Below are 18,235 nucleotides of genomic sequence, written 5' to 3' on the forward strand. Positions count from 1 at the left end.
GAGGGGGCGTGAGTCTCGACACGAGGCTGCGCCGGGGCGCCGCCCGGACCCTGCCTCGGGCGAGGAGGCCGACAGGGCGGCGGGCTACCCTTCAGAGGTGACCAAGGAGCAGAGCCCCGCCACCCAGGAAACCGCCGGTCCGCGTCCGCGGCGGCTGACGTACGCGGCCGTGCTGACCGCGCTGGAAGGGGCGGCGCTGGCCGTCGGAGGCATCTGGGTACTGGTGCTGGGGCTCTCCGGGGAGCCGGACGACCGGCAGCAGGCGGTGACTCTCGGCGTGACGCTCGTCGCGCTCGCGCTGCTGCCGTTGCTCGCCGCGCGCGGGCTGTTCGCCCAGCGCAGCTGGAGCCGGGGGCCGTCCGTCATCACACAGATCCTGGCGCTGCCGGTGGCCTACAGCCTGTTGCAGGCCGACAGCATCGCCATCCCGGCGGGGATCGCCATCGCTGCTGTCGCGATCACCACGCTGGTCCTGCTGATCAACCCGGCGACCACCGAGGCCCTCGGGATCCGGGGGCCCGGCAACGCACCGGATCAGAAGTAGCGGCCGGCTCCCTAGGGAGCCGGGTCGTCACTCCTCGACCAGCAGCTTCTCCCGCAGCTGAGCCAGGGTCCGCGCCAGCAGTCGCGAGACGTGCATCTGGGAGATGCCGACCTCCTGCGCGATCTGCGACTGGGTCATGTTGCCGAAGAAGCGCAGCAGGAGGATCCGCTTCTCGCGCGGCGGGAGGTCCTCCAGCAGCGGCTTGAGGGACTCGCGGTACTCGACACCCTCCAGCGCCTCGTCCTCCGCGCCGAGGGTGTCCGCGACCGCCGGCGATTCGTCGTCGGTGTCGGGGACGTCCAGGGACAGCGTGGAGTACGCGTTGGCGGACTCCAGGCCCTCCAGGACCTCCTCCTCCGAGATCGCCAGCTTCTCGGCGAGCTCATGGACGGTGGGGGAGCGGCCGTGCTGCTGGGACAGCTCGGCCGTGGCCGTCGTCAGCGCGAGGCGCAGCTCCTGAAGGCGCCGCGGCACGCGCACCGCCCAGCCCTTGTCGCGGAAGTGGCGCTTGATCTCGCCGACGACCGTCGGGGTCGCGTAGGTCGAGAACTCGACGCCGCGGTCCGGGTCGAACCGGTCGACCGACTTGATCAGGCCGATGGTGGCGACCTGGGTGAGGTCGTCGAGCGGCTCGCCGCGGTTGCGGAAGCGGCGTGCGAGGTGCTCGACGAGCGGCAGGTGCATCCGGACCAGCTGGTTGCGCAGCTCCGCGTACTCCGGGCTGCCGTCCTTCAGCCGGCGCAGCTCCAGGAACATGGCGCGCGCCCCGCTGCGGTCCTGAGGGTCGTGGTGCGTGGCCTGCGCGCTGTGCGCTACCGGCGCCGCGTCGTCGGCGTGTCGCTCGTGCTCGCTCATCGTCCCGCCCGTAGCCCTCTCCCGAGCTTTCGCCTCCGCCCCCACTCTCGGCTTCGAACGAGCGGGGGAACCTCCATGGACAGGGGAGACCCCGATCCGCCCGCCCAGAGGCGCGCCCTGCACGGCACCCTCGTCCTCCCGTCCGTCGCCCAGGAAGCCGGCCTCCACGGAGTCGTCCTCCGGGTGCGGCCGGGCCTGCTCGGGGATGCCGTCGATGCCGTCCGCCATGCGTCGGGAACCGCTCGGGCCCGTCTCCGGGCTCTCGGCTGCGCCCGAGCAGGGGGGAGTGTCCGGCAGCTCCCGTGTGCCGCGTTCTTCGTCCCGCACCGGCCCGTCCCCGTTCCTCACGCCGGCCCGGGTCCCGCGCCGCGCTGTTTGTAGAGGCTGATCGAAACGGTTTTGTCCTCGTCCACGGCGGAGGAGACCTTGCCCGCGAGGGCCGACAGCACGGTCCAGGCGAAGGTGTCCCTGGAGGGGGCGTGGCCGTCCGTGGTCGGAGCCGAGACGGTGACCTCGAGCGAGTCGTCGACGAGCCGGAAGACACAGCTGAGCACCGAGCCGGGCACGGCCTGCTGGAGCAGGATCGCGCAGGCCTCGTCCACCGCGATGCGCAGGTCCTCGATCTCGTCGAGGGTGAAGTCCAAACGGGCCGCGAGGCCGGCAGTCGCCGTACGCAGCACCGACAGGTAGGCACCCGCGGCCGGCAGCCGGACTTCCACGAAGTCCTGGGTCGCGGGCTCGCCTGCGATCTGGGACACCCTCACCTCCAAGGTGGTACAAGCTTCTCGGGGCCGAGGGTCGCCCCCCGGGGTAACGCGATGTGTGGTTCAGCGGTGACGCTATCGCGCTCTTAACTTTCCTGTCCCCAGGACCCCAACCCCTTGCTGTCACTCATAGTAAACACACGGATACGCTCCGTGGCTAGGGGGTCTGCGGGCCCAATTGGGAAGAGCGCGCGCCGGTTTGACGTACCCAGGCGTCAGACGGTCGAACCGTCCGGATCCCCGGGCGTCCAGCCTACGTCCGCGTCGGACCGGTACGGGGTCAGACCAGTACGTGGTCGACGAAGCACCAGCGCCAGGCCTCGCCGGGCTCGAAGGTCCGCATGATGGGGTGCCCCGATTCCTTGTGGTGCTCCGTGGCGTGGCGTCCCGGCGAGGAGTCGCAGCAGCCGACGTGACCGCAGGTGAGGCACAACCGCAGCTGCACCGGGTGCCAGCCCTCCGCGAGACACGTGGGACAGGTCTCGTTGAGCGGATCGGGCTCCGGGTGCGGCAGCGCGTCGGCGTGCGTGCACTGTTTCATGATTGCCAGGTTACGACGGCCACGCGGACACCCGCGCGGAAAAACGAGGGCGGGCTGCGACGACGATGAACGAGGGCGGGCGAAGAGCGGTGAGGTCGGGTGAGTGCGGGCCCATGGCCGTCGGCGGGCCTGTGGCAGGGGTTGCGGTCGGCGGGCGTGAGACAGGGGTTGCCGTCGGGGGCGGGCTCGTGGTGACTGGTGGGCGTCGGCGTGGTGCGGCCGACGCCGGTGCGGGCGAGGGCGGGCGAGGCGTATGGATGTGATGCCGCTGTTGCTGCTGGTGGCGGGGAGCGCGGCCGTCGCCGCGGCCGCGCGGCGTACGCCCGTGCCGGCGCCGCTGCTGCTGGTCGCGGCCGGGCTCGCGGTGTCGTATCTGCCGGGCGTGCCCGAGTACACGCTCGACCCGCACATCGTCCTGCCGCTGGTGCTGCCGCCGCTGCTGCACAGCGCCGCGACGGACAGCTCCTACCTGGATCTGCGGGCCCAGCTGCGGCCCGTGATGCTGCTGTCGGTGGGCTACGTCCTGTTCGCGACCTTCGCCGTCGGCTGGCTCGCCTATCTCGTCGTGCCGGGTCTGCCGCTGCCCGCGGCGCTGGTGCTGGGCGCGGTGGTCGCGCCGCCGGACGCCGTCGCCGCGACGGCGGTGGCCCGCCGGGTGGGGCTGCCGTCCCGGATCACCACGATCCTCCAGGGCGAGTCGCTGGTGAACGACGCCACCGCGATCACCGCCTACCGGGTGGCGCTCGCGGCGGCGGTCGGGGAGGGCGCGACCTGGGCCGGCGGCATCGGCGAGTTCCTGCTCGCGGCGTTCGGCGGCATCGGCGTGGGCCTGGTGCTGATGGTGCCGATCCACTGGCTGCGCACCCATGTGAAGGAGGCGCTGCTGCAGAACACGCTCTCTCTTCTGATCCCGTTCGTCGCGTACGCCGCCGCCGAGCAGGTGCACGCCTCCGGAGTGCTGGCGGTCGTGGTCGTCGCGCTGTACCTCGGGCACCGCGCGTGGGAGGTCGACTTCGCCACCCGGCTCCAGGAGGACGCGGTGTGGAAGATGGTCGCGTTCGTGCTGGAGTCGGCGGTGTTCGCGCTGATCGGACTGCAGTTGCCGGTGGTCCTCAAGGGTCTCGGCGAGTACGAGGGCAGCCGCGCCGCCTGGTACGCGATCGCCGTCTTCCTGGTGGTCGTCGCCTCGCGGTTCGTGTGGGTGTATCCGGCGACCTTCCTGCCGCGCATGATGTCGGCGCGGATCCGCGAGCGCGAGGCGAACCCGACGTGGAAGGGCGCGTTCATCATCGCCTGGGCCGGGATGAGAGGAGTCGTCTCGCTGGCGATCGCCTTCTCCATCCCGCTCACCGTGCACGGCGGCGAGGAGTTCCCGGAGCGCAACCTCATCCTGTTCCTGACCTTCACCACGGTCATCGGCACGCTCGTCGTGCAGGGCGTCACCCTGCCCCCGCTGATCCGCGCGCTGAAGCTCCCCGGCCGCGACCCGCAGGCCGAGACCCTCGCCGAGGCGAACGCCCAGGCGCAGGCCTCCCGGGCCGCCGAACGGCGTCTGGAGGAACTCCTCTCCGACGAGCGCAACGCCCTGCCCGAGCCCCTGGCCGACCGCCTGCGGGCCGTCCTGGAACGCCGCCGCAACTCCGTCTGGGAACGCCTGGGCCAGTCCAACCCCATCACCGGCGAGTCCGTCGACGACACCTACCGCCGCCTGTCCCGCGAGGCGATCGGCGCCGAACGCGAGGTCTTCGTCAGGCTCCGGGACGCCCGCTACATCGACGACGAGATGCTGCGCACGCTGCTGCGCAGGCTGGACCTGGAGGAGGCGGCGGCCTACCGGGAGGCCGAGTGAGCCGGGGTCACGCGTCGAACGGGGCCCCGGTGACGACCGCCGCGACCGTCGTCCCGCGCGGGAAGGCGCCCTCCGCCGCGAGGGCGGTCACCCCGTACAGCAACTTGGCGACATAGAGACGCTCCACACCCAGCCCGTGCCGCTCCTCGAAGTCGACGGCGAAGGCGTCGAGTTCGGGAGTGGTGCGGGCGTATCCCCCGAAGTGGAACCGTTCGTCCAGCCACCACTCACCCCGGGGGCCGCCGAACGCCGCGGTCTGCAGGTCCCGTACGTCGCCTCCGAGGAAGCCGCCCTTCAGGATGGGAACGCCCAGCACCCGCTGCCCGGGATCGAGCCCGGCGGCGAGCCCCGCGAGCGTCCCGCCCGTACCGCAGGCCACGGCGACGACGTCGGCCCGGCCGCGCAGTTCCTCGCCGAGGGCCCGGCACCCCCGTACGGCAGCGGCGTTGCTCCCGCCTTCGGGCACCACGTACGTGTCCTCGGCGTCGGCGCCGATGTCCCGCAGGACCTTCGCCAGGGTCCGCGGATCGGTCTTGCGTCGATACGTCGACCTGTCGACGAAAGACAGCCGCATACCGTCGGCGGCGCAGCGCGCAAGCGAAGGGTTGAGGGGCCGGTCGGCCAGTTCCTGCCCGCGCACCACCCCTACCGTGCGCAGGCCGAGGAGACGGCCGGCCGCGGCGGTGGCGCGCAGGTGGTTGGAGTAGGCGCCGCCGAAGGTGACGACCGTACGGCCGCGCGCGGCGGACAGGTTCGGCGCCAGCTTGCGCCACTTGTTGCCGATCAGCTCTGGGTGGATCAGATCGTCGCGCTTGAGCAGCAGACGGACACCGCACCGCGCGAACCGCTCGTCGGCTGCCTCGTGCAGCGGCGAGGGGAGCCGCGGGCCGAGGCCGGTGAGATCGGGGTCGGGGTCCTGGCTGGTCACCAGGCCATTGTCGCCCGGCGCCGGGGCGGGCCGGCGCGGCAGGGCCGGGCGGCTGGACCGGGCCACCGGGCGACCGCACGCCTACGCCAGCCGGTCCCTGATCCGCGCCCGCATCGACGCCATCGTGAACCCTCGCGGATCCACCTTCCCGGGCTGCCACTCCAGATGCCCGATCACCGACCGTTCGTTCCATCCGTGCTGCCTGCAGACCGCGGCGGAGACCCGTTCGATCGCCTCGAGCTGGGCCGCGGGCCACGGATCCTCGCCGTCGCCGAGGTTCTCGCACTCGAAGCCGTAGAAGTGCCGGTTGCCGTCGGTGTTGGCCTCGTTGTCGGACGGCAGCGCGGTCTCCGCGATGACCGCGCGCAGTACGTCGTCGTCGCCGAGGCCGGCGTGGTTGGCGCGGCCGTAGCCGACGAGGTGGACCCGGCCGTCCTTGGTGATCACGCCGTGGCACAGGGGGCCCGGGAGCCCCTCGTAGCCGTTGCGGCAGAGCTCGACCGTGTGCGCGCTGCCCTTGGTCACCGTGTGGTGGATCATCACGCCGTGCACGGGACCCCACGGACCCACGTGGTTGCGGTTGTGGTGCTCCCAGTCGCCCACTTCGACGACGGTGGCGCCCTCCGCTCTGAGTCTCTCCAGGAACCTGCTCGCGGACATGGGTGTGGCCATGGCCGCCGCCTCCTTCAGCCAGGCGCCGGCCGCCGTACGCGGCCGGCTCGTACCGGTGCTCTACCGAAAACGGACGGTCGGGACTCCTCGAATCGCACGCTGTGCGAGCCGTTTTGGCCAGGTGGCGGAGGTCGTGCCGTGGGAGATGCTCGACTCGACAAGGTCCCTCTATTTGCCCAGTCGACCGTGATCCATTCCCGCTCTTTCGGGTAATAGCACCGGCACGCTCCGTAGTGGAAGGCTCATACACGCAGATCGCGATGCGTGGCGCCACAGCGGTGCCGGTGCATGACCGGGAGGGCAGTTCCTTATGTCGGTAGGCGAAGAGGTCCGCACGGAGCAGGGCAAGCCGCAGCAGAGTCTCGGCACGGCGGCCGCGCGGAACCTGGCCACCACGACCAAGTCCGCGCCGCAGATGCAGGAGATCAGCTCCCGCTGGCTGCTGCGCATGCTGCCCTGGGTGAACGTGCAGGGCGGCACGTACCGGGTGAACCGGCGTCTGACCTACGCCGTCGGGGACGGCCGCATCACGTTCGTGAAGACCGGCGACCGCGTCGAGGTGATCCCGGCCGAGCTGTGCGAACTGCCGGCGCTGCGGTCCTTCGAGGACGAGGACGTGCTGTCCGAACTCGCCCAGCGCTGCCAGCAGCGCGAGTTCGCGGCGGGCCAGGTGATCGCCTCGTTCGGCAGCCCGACCGACGCGGTGTACCTGCTCGCGCACGGCAGGGTCGAGAAGCTCGGCACCGGCCCCTACGGGGAGGACGAGTCCCTCGGTGTCCTGGCCGACGGCGCCTATCTCGGCGACCAGGCGCTGCTCGACGCCGACGCCATCTGGGAGTACACCGCCCGCGCGGTCACCGCCTGCACCGTGCTCGTCCTGCCCCGCCAGGACGTCGAGCAGGTCGCGGAGCGCGCCGAGTCGCTGAGCGGGCACCTGGAGCAGCTGCGGTCGATCCCCGCGCAGCGCACCAACAAGTACGGCGAGAAGGAGGTCGACCTGGCGGCCGGCCACAGCGGCGAGCCGGACATCCCGCACACCTTCGTCGACTACGAGGCCCGGCCCCGTGAGTACGAACTGAGCATCGCCCAGACGGTTCTGCGCATCCACTCGCGTGTGGCCGACCTCTACAACCAGCCGATGAACCAGACCGAGCAGCAGCTCCGGCTGACCGTGGAGGCCCTCAAGGAGCGACAGGAGCACGAGCTCGTCAACAACCGCGAGTTCGGGCTGCTCCACAACTGCGAGTACGACCAGCGCCTCCAGCCGCACGACGGCGTGCCCAGCCCCGACGACCTGGACGAACTGCTCAGCCGCCGGCGGGGCACCAAGCTTCTGCTCGCCCACCCGCGCGCGATCTCCGCGTTCGGGCGTGAGCTGAACAAGCGCGGTCTGGTCCCCGAGACCATCGAGGTGGCCGGCAACCGCATCCCCACCTGGCGTGGTGTGCCGATCTACCCCTGCAACAAGATCCCGGTCTCCGAGGCCCGTACGACCTCGATCATCGCCATGCGTACCGGCGAGGCCGAGCAGGGTGTCATCGGGCTCCAGCAGGCGGGCATCCCGGACGAGATCGAGCCGAGCCTGTCCTGCCGCTTCATGGGCATCAACGAACAGGCCATCATCAAGTACCTGGTGACGGCGTACTACTCGGCCGCGGTCCTGGTGCCGGACGCCCTCGGCGTGCTGGAGAACGTCGAGATCGGCCGCTGGCGGTGACACTGCCGCGAACTCCGGCCTCCCGCACGCCGTGTCCCGCGCGGCCCCGGTGGGTAGACCCTCCGGGTAGGCGCCCAGCCGTAGCGGAAGTGCCACTGTCCGCCGACTCTCCGAGGCGATGCCATGGGTGAGTTCATGACGGAGACGCAGCAACGCCCCGCCGGGGCGCGGCCGCCCACCGACACGCTCGACGGGCCGGGGTCCCTCGCGGCCGAAAGGGAGGCCGGCGGGCCGGGGCCGCTCGACGGTCCCGAGGCGGCGGTGATCCTGGAGCGCGTCCGGGCCACGGTCGACCCCGAACTGCGCGCCGCCATCGAGTCGTTGCCGTCCTCCATGCGCCGGGTCGCGCTCTACCACTTCGGCTGGGAGCACCCGGACGGCAGCCCGGCGGGGGGCAACGCGGGCAAGGCGATCCGTCCGGCCCTCGTCCTCACGGCGGCCGCCGCGCTCGGCGGACCGAGGGCGCGCGCCGCGGCCGTACCGGCGGCGGTCGCGGTGGAGCTGGTCCACAACTTCACACTGCTGCACGACGACGTGATGGACCGGGACACCACCCGCAGGCACCGGCCCACCGCGTGGACGGTGTTCGGCGAGGCCGACGCGATCCTCGGCGGCGACGCCCTCCAGGCGCTGGCCCTCAGGCTGCTCGCCGAGGACCCGCACCCGGCGTCCGCCGCGGCGGCGGCCCGGCTCGCCGACTGCGTCGTCGAACTGTGCGCCGGTCAGCACGCGGACACGGCACTGGAGAAGCGGGGACCGGCCGAGGTCGGCCTCGACGAGGTGCTGGCCATGGCCGAGGCCAAGACGGGCGCGCTGCTGGGGTGCGCCTGCGCCCTGGGCGGGCTGTACGCGCAGGCGGCGGACGAGGACGTGGCGGCGCTGGACGCCTTCGGGCGTGAGGCCGGGCTCGCCTTCCAGCTCATCGACGACGTGATCGGCATATGGGGCGACCCGCGACGCACCGGCAAGCCGGCCGGCGCGGATCTCGCCGCCCGCAAGAAGTCCCTGCCGGTCGTCGCCGCGCTGACCTCCGGCGGGCCGGCGGCGGCGGAGCTGGCCGCGCTGTACGGGATGCCGTACGACGAGGAGGACCTGCAGCGCACCGCGCTCGCCGTCGAGCGGGCGGGTGGCCGCGACTGGGCGCAGACCCAGGCCGCCGACCGGATGGCCCGCGCGATGCAGGAGCTGGCCCGAGCGGTGCCCGATCCGCGGGACGCGGGGGGACTGCTGGCGCTGGCGGAGTTCGTGACGCGGCGCAGCAACTGAGCGCGGCGGCGGCCGGTATCGATGCCGACGGCCGTCCAGGACCCCGGAGCCGCCGGGGCCGTACGGTTCCTGACCCCGTACGGCCGGTGAGCGGCTCCGGACCGGTGGGTCCCGCACATCCCCACGGTGTGCGGGGCCCGTCCTTGTGCGCGGCGGACAGCGGCCGGATCACGACAAGTTGGCGGCCAAGGACGGCATGCCCCTGCCATTCCCCTTACGATCAGGGCCGGTTGAGACGAAGGGGCGGGTACACATCATGGGCGTCGCGATCCGGACGGCGGGCGAGGAGGACCGGGAGCTGGTGGTCCGGCTGCTGGACGCGGCCTTCCAGGACGATCCGGTCAGCGGCTGGGTGTTCCCGGGCGAGGAGCACCGCCGCAGCGCCCACCCCAGGCTGATGGCGGCGTTCACCGACATCGTGCTCGCCCATGGCCGGATCGACGTCACCGAGGACGGCACGGCGTGCGCGCTGTGGATGTCCGTGCCGGCCGAGGCGCACGGCGAGGACGACGACGGGCCGGCCCGGCTGCGCGAGGCCGTCGACCCGGGGAACGAGCGCGTCGAGCAGATAGGGCGTCTGACGGCGGCCATCCATCCGCAGGGCCGGGCCCACGAGTACCTGTGGATGATCGGCGCGATACCCGGCCGGCAGGGCCAGGGCCTCGGCACCGCGCTGATCAGCTCGGTCCTCGACCGCTGCGACGAGGAGGGCGTGGCCGCCTATCTGGAGGCGAGCAGCGTTCGCAGCCGGCGCCTGTATGAGCGCCTCGGTTTCGAGCCGGAGGGGGAGCCGCTGGCTCTGCCCGAGGGGCCCCGGATGTGGCCGATGTGGCGCGAGCCGCGCGGCTGAACGGGCGTCCCCGGCGTCGCTGATCGGCTCGGTCCTCGACCGCTGCGACGAGTAGGGCGTGGCCGCCTGTCTGGAGGCGAGCAGTGTTCGCAGCCGGCGCCTGTACGAGCGCCTCGGCTTCGAGCCGGAGGGGGAGCCGATCGCTCTGCCCGACGGGCCGCGGATGTGGCCGATGTGGCGCGAGCCGCGCGGCTGAACGGCCGTCCCCGGCGTCGCTACTCGGGCACGACCGTCCGCACGATCCGCTCCACCAGCCCCTCCGGCACGCTCACCCCGGGCAGGACGCCGTCCAGTACGTCCGGCAGGGTCAGATGCTCCAGGAGCAGGCCGAGCATCGCGAGATAGAGCACGGTGACGGTCTCGTCGCCGCCCGGCAGACCGGCCGCGCGGTGGAACTCGATGCCCTCCTCCAGGTCGCCCCGGACCGACTTGGTGAAGGAGGAGCGCAGCTCGGGGCGCCGGCTCGCCTCCAGGCGCATCTCCAGCAGGGCCAGATAGCCCGTCCGGTCGGCCGTGGCCCGGGCCATCAGGTCGTGCATGAAGGCGCCGACCAACGAGCGGTCCTTCGGCCGGGCCATCAGCTCGGCGATCACCTTCGGGTCCGGCGCGAGCCGTGCGTGCAGCCGGGTGTCGATCTGGCGGAGCAGGTCGTCGCGCCCGGTGAAGTAGTTGGAGGCGGTGCCCACCGGCACCCCCGCCTCGGCGTCCACCGCGCGGAACGTCAGCCCGCGCGCTCCCTCCCGCGCGAGCACCTCGACGCCCGCGTCGACCAGCGCGGCCCGGCGCTCCGGATTGCCCGCCATACGGAATCCCCTCTCTCACTTCAGTCGATCCCGGAAGTGCTCCGTAAATACCCTTGCAACCACTACAAGCGAAGTACTACAACTGAAGCACTACAACCGAAGTGGTTGTTCGGACACCTTACGAAAAGAGACCGGCTTGCGAAAGCTCAGCTACTTCATCGCGTGCTCGATCGACGGCTTCATCGGGGACCCGAGCGGCGACGCGACCACGATGTACCCCTTCGTCGACGAGGAGTTCCTGGAGTTCCTCAAGGCGGAGTACCCGGAGACCGTGTTCACCTCCGGCCGCCGCGCCCTCGGCTTCGACGACCTGCCCAACCGCCGCTTCGACACGATCATCCAGGGCCGGAGCAGCTACGACCTGGCCCTGAAGGAGGGCGTCACCAGCCCGTACGCGCACATGCGCCAGTACGTCGCCTCGCGCAGCCTGACCGAGTCGCCCGACCCGCAGGTCGAGATCATCGGGGACGACCTGGTCGGCAAGGTCCGCGAACTGAAGGCCGAGGACGGCGGATTGGGCATCTACCTGTGCGGCGGCTCGCAGCTCGCCGGCGCGCTGCTCGACGAGATCGACGAGCTCGTCATCAAGACGTACCCCGTCGTGTACGGCTCGGGCATGCCGATGTTCGGCTCGGAGTTCGCCGTCACGGAGTTCACCCACGAGGAGACACGGACGTTCGGCAACGGCGCCGTGGTTCGTACGTACAGCAGGAAGCGCTGAGCCGAATCCCGCCCTACTCTGAGGACATGGGCAGCGAAGAGCACGTCTGTCCCGGCTGCGGACAGCCCGTGGACACGGTAGTCAAGCGCCACAAGACACTGGGCGCCTGGGTCCCCACCTGGGTGGGCGGCCCGTGCAAGAACCCCGACTGCGCGGCGTACACCGAGGAGGGCGCCGAGCACGAGGGGCACCACGAGCAGCCGGAGCAGCCCGAGACACCCACCGCGAAAAAATCCTGAGCACCCTGTCGAGAAGCCAGGACCGGCTCCGACGTCCCCTGTGAGAGCCGCCCGCCGAGGGCGGCCCGAGCCGACGGAAACAGAAGGAGCGGACCGATGAAGTACCTGGTCATGGTGCAGGGCACGCAGGCGGACTACGAGGCGATGCAGGGCAAGGGGTCCGAGGTGTCCGTGGCCTGGAGCCAGGAGGACATCCAGGCGATGTTCGCCCATATGCAGGGCATCAACGACGACCTCGCCGAGAGCGGCGAGATGATCGACGCACAGGGGCTGGTCGAGCCCGCGAAGACGCGGCACGTCACCCTGGGCGACGACGGCAAGGCGGTGATCACCGACGGACCGTACAGCGAGACCAAGGAGCTGCTGGCCGGCTACTGGGTGCTGGACTGCGCGAGCCTGGAGCGGGTCACCGAGATCGCCGAGCGCGTCCTGCAGTGCCCCCAGCCTGCCGGGGCCCCCGTGTACCCGGTGGTGATCCGGCCCATCGGTGAGGCCCCGGAAGACATCGGCTGAGCGGTACGACACGTCGCACACCGAGCCGGACATGAGCGTCACACCCGAGACCGAGGACCTGCTGCGCCGCCACGCGCCGCAGGTCCTCGGCGCGCTGGTGCGGCGGTACGGCCACTTCGACCTGGCCGAGGACGCCGTCCAGGAGGCGCTGCTCGCCGCCGCCGAGCAGTGGCCGCGCGCCGGTGTCCCGGACAATCCGCGCGGCTGGCTGATCAGGGTCGGCGCGCGCCGGCTGACCGACGCGCTGCGGGCGGAGGAGGCGCGCCGGGCCCGGGAGGAGAAGGCCGCCGCGCTCGCCCCGCGGGACGCGTTCACGGCCCCGCCGCCGGGTGCGGACCGCGCTCCCCGCGAGGACGACACCCTCAGCCTGCTCTTCCTCAGCTGTCACCCGAACCTGACCGCGCCCGCCCAGATCGCCCTCACCCTCCGCGCCGTCGGCGGTCTGACCACGGCCGAGATCGCCCGCGCGTACCTGGTGCCCGAGGCGACGATGGCCCAGCGGATCAGCCGGGCCAAGCAGAAGGTCCGCGGGGTGCGCTTCGGGCGCCCCGACAACTGGGAGGACCGCCTGCCCGCGGTCCTGCAGACGCTGTACCTGATCTTCAACGAGGGTTACACGGCCACCTCGGGCACGAGCCTGACGCGGCGCGAACTCGCCGGCGAGGCGATCCGGCTGACCCGCGAGGTGCACCGCCTGCTCCCCGACCACGGCGAGGTGGCCGGCCTGCTCGCGCTGATGCTGCTCACCGACGCCCGCCGTGACGCCCGCACCGGCCCGCACGGCGAGCTGGTCCCCCTCGACGAACAGGACCGCGACCGCTGGGACAAGGCCGCGATCGACGAGGGCGTCGCCCTGGTCATCCGGGCCCTGAGCCGGGGCCGCGCCGGTCCCTACCAGCTCCGCGCCGCCATCGCGGCCGTCCACGACGAGGCCCCGTCCGCGCGGGAGACCGACTGGCAGGAGATCCTCGGCCTCTACGACGTCCTCGTACGGCTCGTCCCCGGGCCCGTCGAGCGGCTCAACCGGGCCGTCGCCGTCGCCATGGTGCACGGCCCGCGCGCCGGACTGGCGGAGCTGGCCCCCCTGGAGGACGAGTTGGGTGCCGGGCACCGACTGGACGCGGTCCGCGGGCACCTCCTGGAGCGGGCCGGCGACCGCGACGCGGCCCGCGCCGCCTACGAGGCCGCGGCCGAAAAGACACTGAGCCTGCCCGAGCAGCGGTATCTGTACGCGCGGGCGGCGCGGCTGACGCCGTAACCTCACGCCATGCCCGAAGACACCTACCTGCTGCACATCACCGAACGCTCCCTGTGGGAGTCGGCCCGCGAGCACGGCGCGTACACGATGTCGACCCGTGGCCGCACGCTCCGCGAAGAGGGCTTCATCCACTGCTCCACCCGCGCCCAACTCCCGTCGGTGGCCGCCTTCCTGTACGGCTCGTACGAGGGCCCGGACGAGCTGGTGGTGCTGGTCGTGGACCCCGCGCGGCTGGACGTGCCGGTGCGGTACGAGGCGCCCAAGCCCGGCGGCGAGGAGTTCCCGCACGTGTACGGGCCTATCCCGGTGGACGCGGTCGTGGACGTGGAGGCGTGGGGATGAGCGAGCGGCGCCGGTTATGGCGCTGGGTCGTGGTGGCGTGGGTGACCGTGGTCGCCGTGGCGGGCGGGGCCACGCTCTGGCTGCGTGACTCGGCCGAGCCGCCGGGGCCGTACCGCTGGGAGAACGCCAGTCCGACGCCGTCGCACCCGGAAGGCTGGGAGACGGCGTGCGCGGGAGCGACGCCCGATGAGAACGGCCGGTCGGCCTGCATCGTCGTGACGGTGCCCTAGGAGCCGCCCCGGCCGGGCAGTCCGCCCGTCTCCGGATCCCGCCCCGTCAGGCAGTACGTGCCACCCGCCGGATCGCGCATCACCGTCCAGTGGGCGCCCCGGGCGACGAGGGCCGCGCCCAGCTCCTCGTGCCGGGCGCGGGTCGCCGCGATGTCCGCGCAGGCGAGGTCGAGGTGCGCGGCGACGGGACCCTCCTCGCCCAGCCGCTGGAGCAGGACGCGCACGGGAAGCCCGGCCGGCGGGCGCAGCACATGGAACTCGGGCAGGGAGCCCGGCGCCGACTGCCAGTCGTCCAACAGGGCGCTCCAGAAGGTGACTTCGGCGTCGTACGCCGACGGTGGGACGTCCAGGCAGACCTGGTCGAGCCGGCTGCCGCGCACCACGGGCGGGCGCACCGACTCCCCGTGCCAGGGCACGGCACAGAACAACTGCCCGGCGGGCGAGCGCAGCACGGCCCACCCGTCGTGCTCGGCGGCCAGGCCCGCACCCAGCTGGAGCGCCGCCTTCACGAACCCCAATACGTCGTCCACGGCGAAGTCGAGATGCGCGCCGCCGGGACCCGTCTCGACGCCCTGCGCCTTCACACAGGGGTCCGCGCCGCCGCCCGGCACCAGCGTCACGAACTCGTCCTGCTCACCCCGCGGTTCGGACAGTTCGGTGTCCGTCACGGCGGTCCAGAAGGACCGGGCCCGGGGGAGGGACGCGACGGGACGGTCGATGAACGCGTAGGTCCAGCGGATGCTCATGGGGCGATCGTAGAACCGCCGGCCGGGTCACGGGCGCGCGGTCCTTCGGGCGCCCGAGCAGCTCACCACGCCTGCTTCGCAGGACCCTTACCAACCGCGCGCCTCTTTCTGGGACGCGCGCAGCCTTCAGTTCGCCCGGGGTGTGGCCGGCCGCATGGTCGTGGCCAAGCTGATCCGCTGCTCGCCGCAGCGCTGGTCGGCGCCGCCGTTGCCGCCGGATCGTGCTCGTCTCCCGCCGCAACCCGCTGTCCGCGGAGAACGTCAACGACACCCACGAGGTCACGATCCGCGGCTCATGCCTCTCCCGTCGGCCCGATCCGCTCGTACACCGTCACCCGCCGCCCCCGGACCTGGATGTCCGCCACCACCCTGAAGCGCTCCTTCAGTACGGCGGTCTTCACCTGGTCCCGCTTCGCCGTCACCGCCCGCGCCGCCTCGGGCACATCGGTGACCAGCAGGATCCGCCGCTGCGCCAGCATGGCCGCCCGGATCCGTGCCGGAGCCGCCTCCTCGCCCTTCAACGTCCCCGACGCCGCCGGGCTCTTCGCGAGTGCGACGTCCCGCAGTCCGGCGAAGGCGCCGGGGGAGACGAGGGCGGTGTCGCGCCGGGCGGCCGGTACGAAGACCACGGCGTCGCCGGGCTCCTTCAGCCGCCGTACGTCCGCCGCGACTGCCAGGACGTCGTCCACCCGGCTCGATGGGGAGCGCTTGGCCAGCGACTGCGGCAGCAGTGCCACGGCCACCACGGCGATCACGCCCGGGACGAGCCACGCGGACGCCCTGGGGAAGCGGGGCCCGGCCGCCCGTGCCGCCGTACCCACCGCCGTGCCGATCAGCAGGGCCAGTCCCAGCATGCTGAACAGGACGTAACGGTCCAGGAAGAGCGGCCGGACCAGGGAGAGCCCGAGCAGGCCGAGTTGCGGCACCGCCAGCAGCGGCAGCCCGACGGCCGCGACCGACAGCCGCCCCGCGCACGGCCGGTCCAGCAGCGCCCCGAGGCCACCGATGGCCAGCAGCACCGCCGGGCCGATCAGCATGTGCCAGGTCAGCGGGGGGATCCAGGAGACCTGTTCGGCCTGGCGCCGACTGAACACGATCAGCGGCAGTACGGCGGCGACGGCGGCCGAGGCGGCGACCGCCCAGCGCGTCCACGTCCGCCGTGGGACCCGCGTCCACACCAGCGTCGCCAGATGGGCGGGCAGGATCAGCAGCGACAGCCAGTTCAGCAGCCCGCACACCGCGACCGTGCCGCCGTACGCCGCCCAGTGGACGGCTCGGCCGCGTCCCTCAAGGACGGTCAGCAGCAACAGCGTCGAGACCCCGGCCCCGGCCGCGACCAGCGCGTACGGCCGCCCTTCCTGGAGTTGGAACTGTACGGCCGGCAGCAGCCCGAACACCAGCCCGGCCGCCAGCCCCGCCCGGACCCCCGCCAGCCGACGGCCGATCTCCGTCACACAGGCCGCGGCCGTCGCCATGGCCAGCACGGAGGGCAGCCGCAGGCTCGTGGTGCCTGCCCCGAAGCACGTGAAGACCGCGTGCATCAGCAGGTAGTAGAGCCCGTGCACGGCGTCGACCTGACCCAGCATGTGCCAGATGTCCCCGGTGGACCGGCCCGCCACCTGCCAGGTCGCGGCCTCGTCCCGCCACACGCTGTCCTGCCGGGACAGCCCCCACAGCCCGAGGGCGAGGGTCCACAGCAGCGGGATGGGCCAGGCCGGTGCGCCTTTCGGCCAACGGGAAAGGGGCCGTATCGGGGCTGAGTTCAAGCGGACGCTCTCCAAGGGACACGGGCGATCGGCATGCCGTACGGCGGGGACAGGCCGCCGCGTGATGTGATCCCCACGCGCCCGCGCCGACGCGGAGCACGCCGAACACCGCCTCGGCCGCACAGGCCGGGACGGGATCCGAGTCGCTCACTTGCCCCCGTACGCCACCCAGGGCTCAGGTCGGCCGACGGGGTGGACGTCCGGAAAACCTACGGGACCTGGGCGATCGGGGGCCACCGTCGGCCGCGTGAACACAATCACCGCTGATTCGTGGAACCTTGGGGCCGCTGAGCCGTCGCACCTGGTGACGGATGAGTACGGCTACTCATGCCGGAGCGCGCTCGCCGGTCCACCGTTGGACCACCGACCACGGACCGACTCGAAGGACCCCCGCGATGCCGACTGCCGCCCGCCCGCCCCGCCTCCCGCGCCGGCTCCTCGAGCTCGCCACGGGCAACTGGCTCGCCCGGGGTTATCTGGCGGTCTTCGCCGCCTCCGTCCTGGTCATGTTCCTCGCCCCGGACAGCGGCTTCGCGGCGGCGCCCATGCTGCTGACGGCGCCCCTCTCCCTGCTGGCCGTGGTCCTCCCGGTCGGGCCCGGCACGGAGGGCGGCGGCGCGGCCGGCGTGCTCGCCGTGGGCTTGTGGGCCCTCTGGCTCCTGCTGTGCGCCTTCGTCAACGCCGCCCTGCTCGGGGCCTTGCTCACCAGGTCCGCGACCCCCGAGCCCCCGGCAAGGCCGCGCCCGCACGTGTCCCGTGCCCTGCTGGCGCCCGCGGTGGACAACTGGCTCGCGCGTGGGTATCTCGCCGTGGTCGCGGCGTCGTTGGGCTTCTTCCTCAGCGCGGCTTACCTGGCGCCGGACCCGGGCTTCGCCGCCATCTGGCCCCTCATGGCGACGGCACCGCTCAGCATCGTCGCCGTCCTGGTCGCGGCGCCCGCCGAGTGGGCCACCTCGCTCAGCTGGCTGAGCCCGCTGCTCTTCGCTCTCGGAGCGGCCCTGTCCGGCCTGTTCAACGCGGTCCTGCTCGGCCACCTCGCCCGCACGCTGCGAACCCGCGAGGCACGCCCGGCTTCCTGATCGGAACGCCGGAAGGGGCCCGGCCGGCGATCCGGTCGGGCCCCTTTCGAACAGTCAAAAAGCCTTTGGTCAGGCCTTCTTGGTCTCCCAGAAGATCTTGTCGATCTGGGCGATGTAGTCGAGGGCCTTCTGGCCCGTCGCCGGGTCGGTGGAGCCCTTGGCGGCCGAGAGGGCCTTCAGGGCGTCGTTGACGAGCTGGTGCAGCTCGGGGTACTTCTCGAAGTGCGGGGGCTTGAAGTAGTCGCTCCAGAGCACCGAGACGTGGTGCTTGGCGAGCTCGGCGCGCTGCTCCTTGATGACGGTGGCACGCGCCTGGAAGTGCGGGTCGTCGTTGGCGGCCATCTTTTCCTGGACGGCCTTCACCGACTCCGCCTCGATGCGGGCCTGGGCCGGGTCGTACACGCCGCAGGGCAGGTCGCAGTGCGCGCTGACCTTGACCTTGGGGGCAAACAGGCGGGAAAGCATGGAGCATTCCTTCCTCGTGATCGTCTTCTCAGGTGGGACATTACTCCCTGCAAGACGGGTTTTCGCGGGTGCCCCCATGGGCTTAGG

The 18,235-nt window shown here is 72.2% G+C and carries 22 protein-coding genes; 13 read left to right on the plus strand and 9 right to left on the minus strand.

Annotated features, from left to right (window positions below; genetic code table 11):
• Nucleotides 1–97 precede the first annotated feature (97 nt).
• Nucleotides 98–544 carry a hypothetical protein gene (locus tag ACIRD7_RS17990; RefSeq protein WP_403454050.1) on the plus strand — a complete coding sequence of 149 codons (447 nt, stop codon included), beginning with the start codon at nucleotides 98–100 and terminating at the stop codon, nucleotides 542–544.
• 27 nt (nucleotides 545–571) lie between these two features.
• On the opposite strand, the gene ACIRD7_RS17995 is transcribed toward ACIRD7_RS17990, so the two are convergent.
• The 3 genes from ACIRD7_RS17995 to ACIRD7_RS18005 form a co-directional block, all read right to left on the minus strand.
• A complete protein-coding gene (locus tag ACIRD7_RS17995; RefSeq protein WP_403454051.1) occupies nucleotides 572–1,726 on the minus strand; it encodes an RNA polymerase sigma factor SigF in 1,155 nt (384 codons plus the stop codon).
• Between the two features lie 17 nt (nucleotides 1,727–1,743).
• A complete protein-coding gene (locus ACIRD7_RS18000) occupies nucleotides 1,744–2,157 on the minus strand; it encodes an anti-sigma regulatory factor (protein ID WP_004925829.1) in 414 nt (137 codons plus the stop codon).
• A gap of 286 nt (nucleotides 2,158–2,443) precedes the next feature.
• Entirely contained in the window at nucleotides 2,444–2,704 is a 261-nt protein-coding gene (locus ACIRD7_RS18005; RefSeq protein WP_403454052.1) for a UBP-type zinc finger domain-containing protein, read from the minus strand.
• A gap of 253 nt (nucleotides 2,705–2,957) precedes the next feature.
• Here ACIRD7_RS18005 and ACIRD7_RS18010 point away from each other — a divergent pair, with 253 nt between their 5' ends.
• Nucleotides 2,958–4,553 (plus strand): Na+/H+ antiporter, encoded by a 1,596-nt coding sequence (locus ACIRD7_RS18010; protein WP_403454055.1) that lies wholly within the window; start codon nucleotides 2,958–2,960, stop codon nucleotides 4,551–4,553.
• Between the two features lie 7 nt (nucleotides 4,554–4,560).
• Here the strand turns inward: ACIRD7_RS18010 and ACIRD7_RS18015 are convergent, their stop codons facing one another.
• Nucleotides 4,561–5,484 (minus strand): 1-aminocyclopropane-1-carboxylate deaminase/D-cysteine desulfhydrase, encoded by a 924-nt coding sequence (locus ACIRD7_RS18015; protein WP_403455078.1) that lies wholly within the window; start codon nucleotides 5,482–5,484, stop codon nucleotides 4,561–4,563.
• A 78-nt stretch (nucleotides 5,485–5,562) separates the two neighbouring features.
• On the minus strand, nucleotides 5,563–6,153 hold the full coding sequence (locus ACIRD7_RS18020; RefSeq protein WP_403454057.1) for an N-acetylmuramoyl-L-alanine amidase: 591 nt from the start codon (nucleotides 6,151–6,153) through the stop codon (nucleotides 5,563–5,565).
• A gap of 310 nt (nucleotides 6,154–6,463) precedes the next feature.
• Between ACIRD7_RS18020 and ACIRD7_RS18025 the strand changes: the two genes are divergently transcribed.
• The 4 genes from ACIRD7_RS18025 to ACIRD7_RS18040 all read left to right on the plus strand — a co-directional run bounded on the left by ACIRD7_RS18025 (nucleotide 6,464) and on the right by ACIRD7_RS18040 (nucleotide 10,182).
• Nucleotides 6,464–7,870, plus strand: coding sequence for a family 2B encapsulin nanocompartment shell protein (locus tag ACIRD7_RS18025; protein ID WP_403454060.1), 1,407 nt, complete (start codon nucleotides 6,464–6,466; stop codon nucleotides 7,868–7,870).
• 123 nt (nucleotides 7,871–7,993) lie between these two features.
• Entirely contained in the window at nucleotides 7,994–9,136 is a 1,143-nt protein-coding gene (locus tag ACIRD7_RS18030; RefSeq protein ID WP_403454061.1) for a family 2 encapsulin nanocompartment cargo protein polyprenyl transferase, read from the plus strand.
• Between the two features lie 256 nt (nucleotides 9,137–9,392).
• Nucleotides 9,393–9,986 (plus strand): GNAT family N-acetyltransferase, encoded by a 594-nt coding sequence (locus ACIRD7_RS18035; protein ID WP_403454063.1) that lies wholly within the window; start codon nucleotides 9,393–9,395, stop codon nucleotides 9,984–9,986.
• Nucleotides 9,987–10,044: 58 nt separating this feature from the next.
• Nucleotides 10,045–10,182 carry a hypothetical protein gene (locus ACIRD7_RS18040; protein ID WP_403454065.1) on the plus strand — a complete coding sequence of 46 codons (138 nt, stop codon included), beginning with the start codon at nucleotides 10,045–10,047 and terminating at the stop codon, nucleotides 10,180–10,182.
• 19 nt (nucleotides 10,183–10,201) lie between these two features.
• Here the strand turns inward: ACIRD7_RS18040 and ACIRD7_RS18045 are convergent, their stop codons facing one another.
• Nucleotides 10,202–10,789 (minus strand): TetR/AcrR family transcriptional regulator, encoded by a 588-nt coding sequence (locus ACIRD7_RS18045; RefSeq protein ID WP_403454067.1) that lies wholly within the window; start codon nucleotides 10,787–10,789, stop codon nucleotides 10,202–10,204.
• Nucleotides 10,790–10,925: 136 nt separating this feature from the next.
• Between ACIRD7_RS18045 and ACIRD7_RS18050 the strand changes: the two genes are divergently transcribed.
• The 6 genes from ACIRD7_RS18050 (at nucleotide 10,926) to ACIRD7_RS18075 (ending at nucleotide 14,092) form a co-directional block, all read left to right on the plus strand.
• Complete coding sequence (locus tag ACIRD7_RS18050) at nucleotides 10,926–11,510, plus strand: dihydrofolate reductase family protein (protein WP_403454070.1); 585 nt, start codon at nucleotides 10,926–10,928, stop codon at nucleotides 11,508–11,510.
• 26 nt (nucleotides 11,511–11,536) lie between these two features.
• A complete protein-coding gene (locus ACIRD7_RS18055; protein ID WP_403454072.1) occupies nucleotides 11,537–11,749 on the plus strand; it encodes a hypothetical protein in 213 nt (70 codons plus the stop codon).
• Nucleotides 11,750–11,845: 96 nt separating this feature from the next.
• Nucleotides 11,846–12,262: a YciI family protein gene (locus tag ACIRD7_RS18060; RefSeq protein ID WP_403454075.1), complete on the plus strand. Its 417-nt coding sequence runs from the start codon at nucleotides 11,846–11,848 to the stop codon at nucleotides 12,260–12,262.
• A 31-nt stretch (nucleotides 12,263–12,293) separates the two neighbouring features.
• Entirely contained in the window at nucleotides 12,294–13,520 is a 1,227-nt protein-coding gene (locus ACIRD7_RS18065; protein WP_403454078.1) for an RNA polymerase sigma factor, read from the plus strand.
• Between the two features lie 9 nt (nucleotides 13,521–13,529).
• Complete coding sequence (locus ACIRD7_RS18070) at nucleotides 13,530–13,862, plus strand: DUF952 domain-containing protein (RefSeq protein WP_403454081.1); 333 nt, start codon at nucleotides 13,530–13,532, stop codon at nucleotides 13,860–13,862.
• On the plus strand, nucleotides 13,859–14,092 hold the full coding sequence (locus tag ACIRD7_RS18075) for a hypothetical protein (protein WP_403454083.1): 234 nt from the start codon (nucleotides 13,859–13,861) through the stop codon (nucleotides 14,090–14,092). The genes ACIRD7_RS18070 and ACIRD7_RS18075 overlap by 4 nt, the downstream gene beginning before the upstream one ends.
• On the opposite strand, the gene ACIRD7_RS18080 is transcribed toward ACIRD7_RS18075, so the two are convergent.
• Nucleotides 14,089–14,838 carry a VOC family protein gene (locus ACIRD7_RS18080; protein ID WP_403454085.1) on the minus strand — a complete coding sequence of 250 codons (750 nt, stop codon included), beginning with the start codon at nucleotides 14,836–14,838 and terminating at the stop codon, nucleotides 14,089–14,091. The two genes, ACIRD7_RS18075 and ACIRD7_RS18080, sit on opposite strands and share 4 nt — an antisense overlap.
• A 293-nt stretch (nucleotides 14,839–15,131) precedes the next feature.
• The gene (locus ACIRD7_RS18085) at nucleotides 15,132–16,604 is read right to left on the minus strand and encodes a glycosyltransferase family 39 protein (protein WP_403454087.1); all 1,473 of its coding nucleotides are present in this window, start codon (nucleotides 16,602–16,604) and stop codon (nucleotides 15,132–15,134) included.
• Nucleotides 16,605–16,999: 395 nt separating this feature from the next.
• On the opposite strand from ACIRD7_RS18085, the gene ACIRD7_RS18090 reads away from it, so the two are divergent.
• A complete protein-coding gene (locus ACIRD7_RS18090; RefSeq protein ID WP_403454089.1) occupies nucleotides 17,000–17,683 on the plus strand; it encodes an SCO4225 family membrane protein in 684 nt (227 codons plus the stop codon).
• Between the two features lie 69 nt (nucleotides 17,684–17,752).
• On the opposite strand, the gene sodN is transcribed toward ACIRD7_RS18090, so the two are convergent.
• A complete protein-coding gene (gene sodN, locus ACIRD7_RS18095) occupies nucleotides 17,753–18,148 on the minus strand; it encodes a superoxide dismutase, Ni (protein WP_007491258.1) in 396 nt (131 codons plus the stop codon).
• Between the last annotated feature and the right edge of the window lie 87 nt (nucleotides 18,149–18,235).

The sequence above is a fragment of the Streptomyces sp. NPDC093568 genome (assembly GCF_044764945.1).
In the GTDB taxonomy this organism is placed as follows: Bacteria; Actinomycetota; Actinomycetes; order Streptomycetales; family Streptomycetaceae; genus Streptomyces.

Coding starts and splice junctions, on each gene's coding strand:
- ACIRD7_RS18020 (WP_403454057.1), bottom strand. CDS start 6,153: ATGGCCACACCCATGTCCGCGAGCAGGTTCCTGGAGAGACTCAGAGCG.
- ACIRD7_RS18065 (WP_403454078.1), top strand. CDS start 12,294: ATGAGCGTCACACCCGAGACCGAGGACCTGCTGCGCCGCCACGCGCCG.
- ACIRD7_RS18055 (WP_403454072.1), top strand. CDS start 11,537: ATGGGCAGCGAAGAGCACGTCTGTCCCGGCTGCGGACAGCCCGTGGAC.
- ACIRD7_RS18045 (WP_403454067.1), bottom strand. CDS start 10,789: ATGGCGGGCAATCCGGAGCGCCGGGCCGCGCTGGTCGACGCGGGCGTC.
- ACIRD7_RS18030 (WP_403454061.1), top strand. CDS start 7,994: ATGGGTGAGTTCATGACGGAGACGCAGCAACGCCCCGCCGGGGCGCGG.
- ACIRD7_RS18070 (WP_403454081.1), top strand. CDS start 13,530: ATGCCCGAAGACACCTACCTGCTGCACATCACCGAACGCTCCCTGTGG.
- ACIRD7_RS18035 (WP_403454063.1), top strand. CDS start 9,393: ATGGGCGTCGCGATCCGGACGGCGGGCGAGGAGGACCGGGAGCTGGTG.
- ACIRD7_RS18025 (WP_403454060.1), top strand. CDS start 6,464: ATGTCGGTAGGCGAAGAGGTCCGCACGGAGCAGGGCAAGCCGCAGCAG.
- ACIRD7_RS18080 (WP_403454085.1), bottom strand. CDS start 14,838: ATGAGCATCCGCTGGACCTACGCGTTCATCGACCGTCCCGTCGCGTCC.
- sodN (WP_007491258.1), bottom strand. CDS start 18,148: ATGCTTTCCCGCCTGTTTGCCCCCAAGGTCAAGGTCAGCGCGCACTGC.
- ACIRD7_RS18090 (WP_403454089.1), top strand. CDS start 17,000: ATGCCGACTGCCGCCCGCCCGCCCCGCCTCCCGCGCCGGCTCCTCGAG.
- ACIRD7_RS18010 (WP_403454055.1), top strand. CDS start 2,958: ATGGATGTGATGCCGCTGTTGCTGCTGGTGGCGGGGAGCGCGGCCGTC.
- ACIRD7_RS18060 (WP_403454075.1), top strand. CDS start 11,846: ATGAAGTACCTGGTCATGGTGCAGGGCACGCAGGCGGACTACGAGGCG.
- ACIRD7_RS18075 (WP_403454083.1), top strand. CDS start 13,859: ATGAGCGAGCGGCGCCGGTTATGGCGCTGGGTCGTGGTGGCGTGGGTG.
- ACIRD7_RS18005 (WP_403454052.1), bottom strand. CDS start 2,704: ATGAAACAGTGCACGCACGCCGACGCGCTGCCGCACCCGGAGCCCGAT.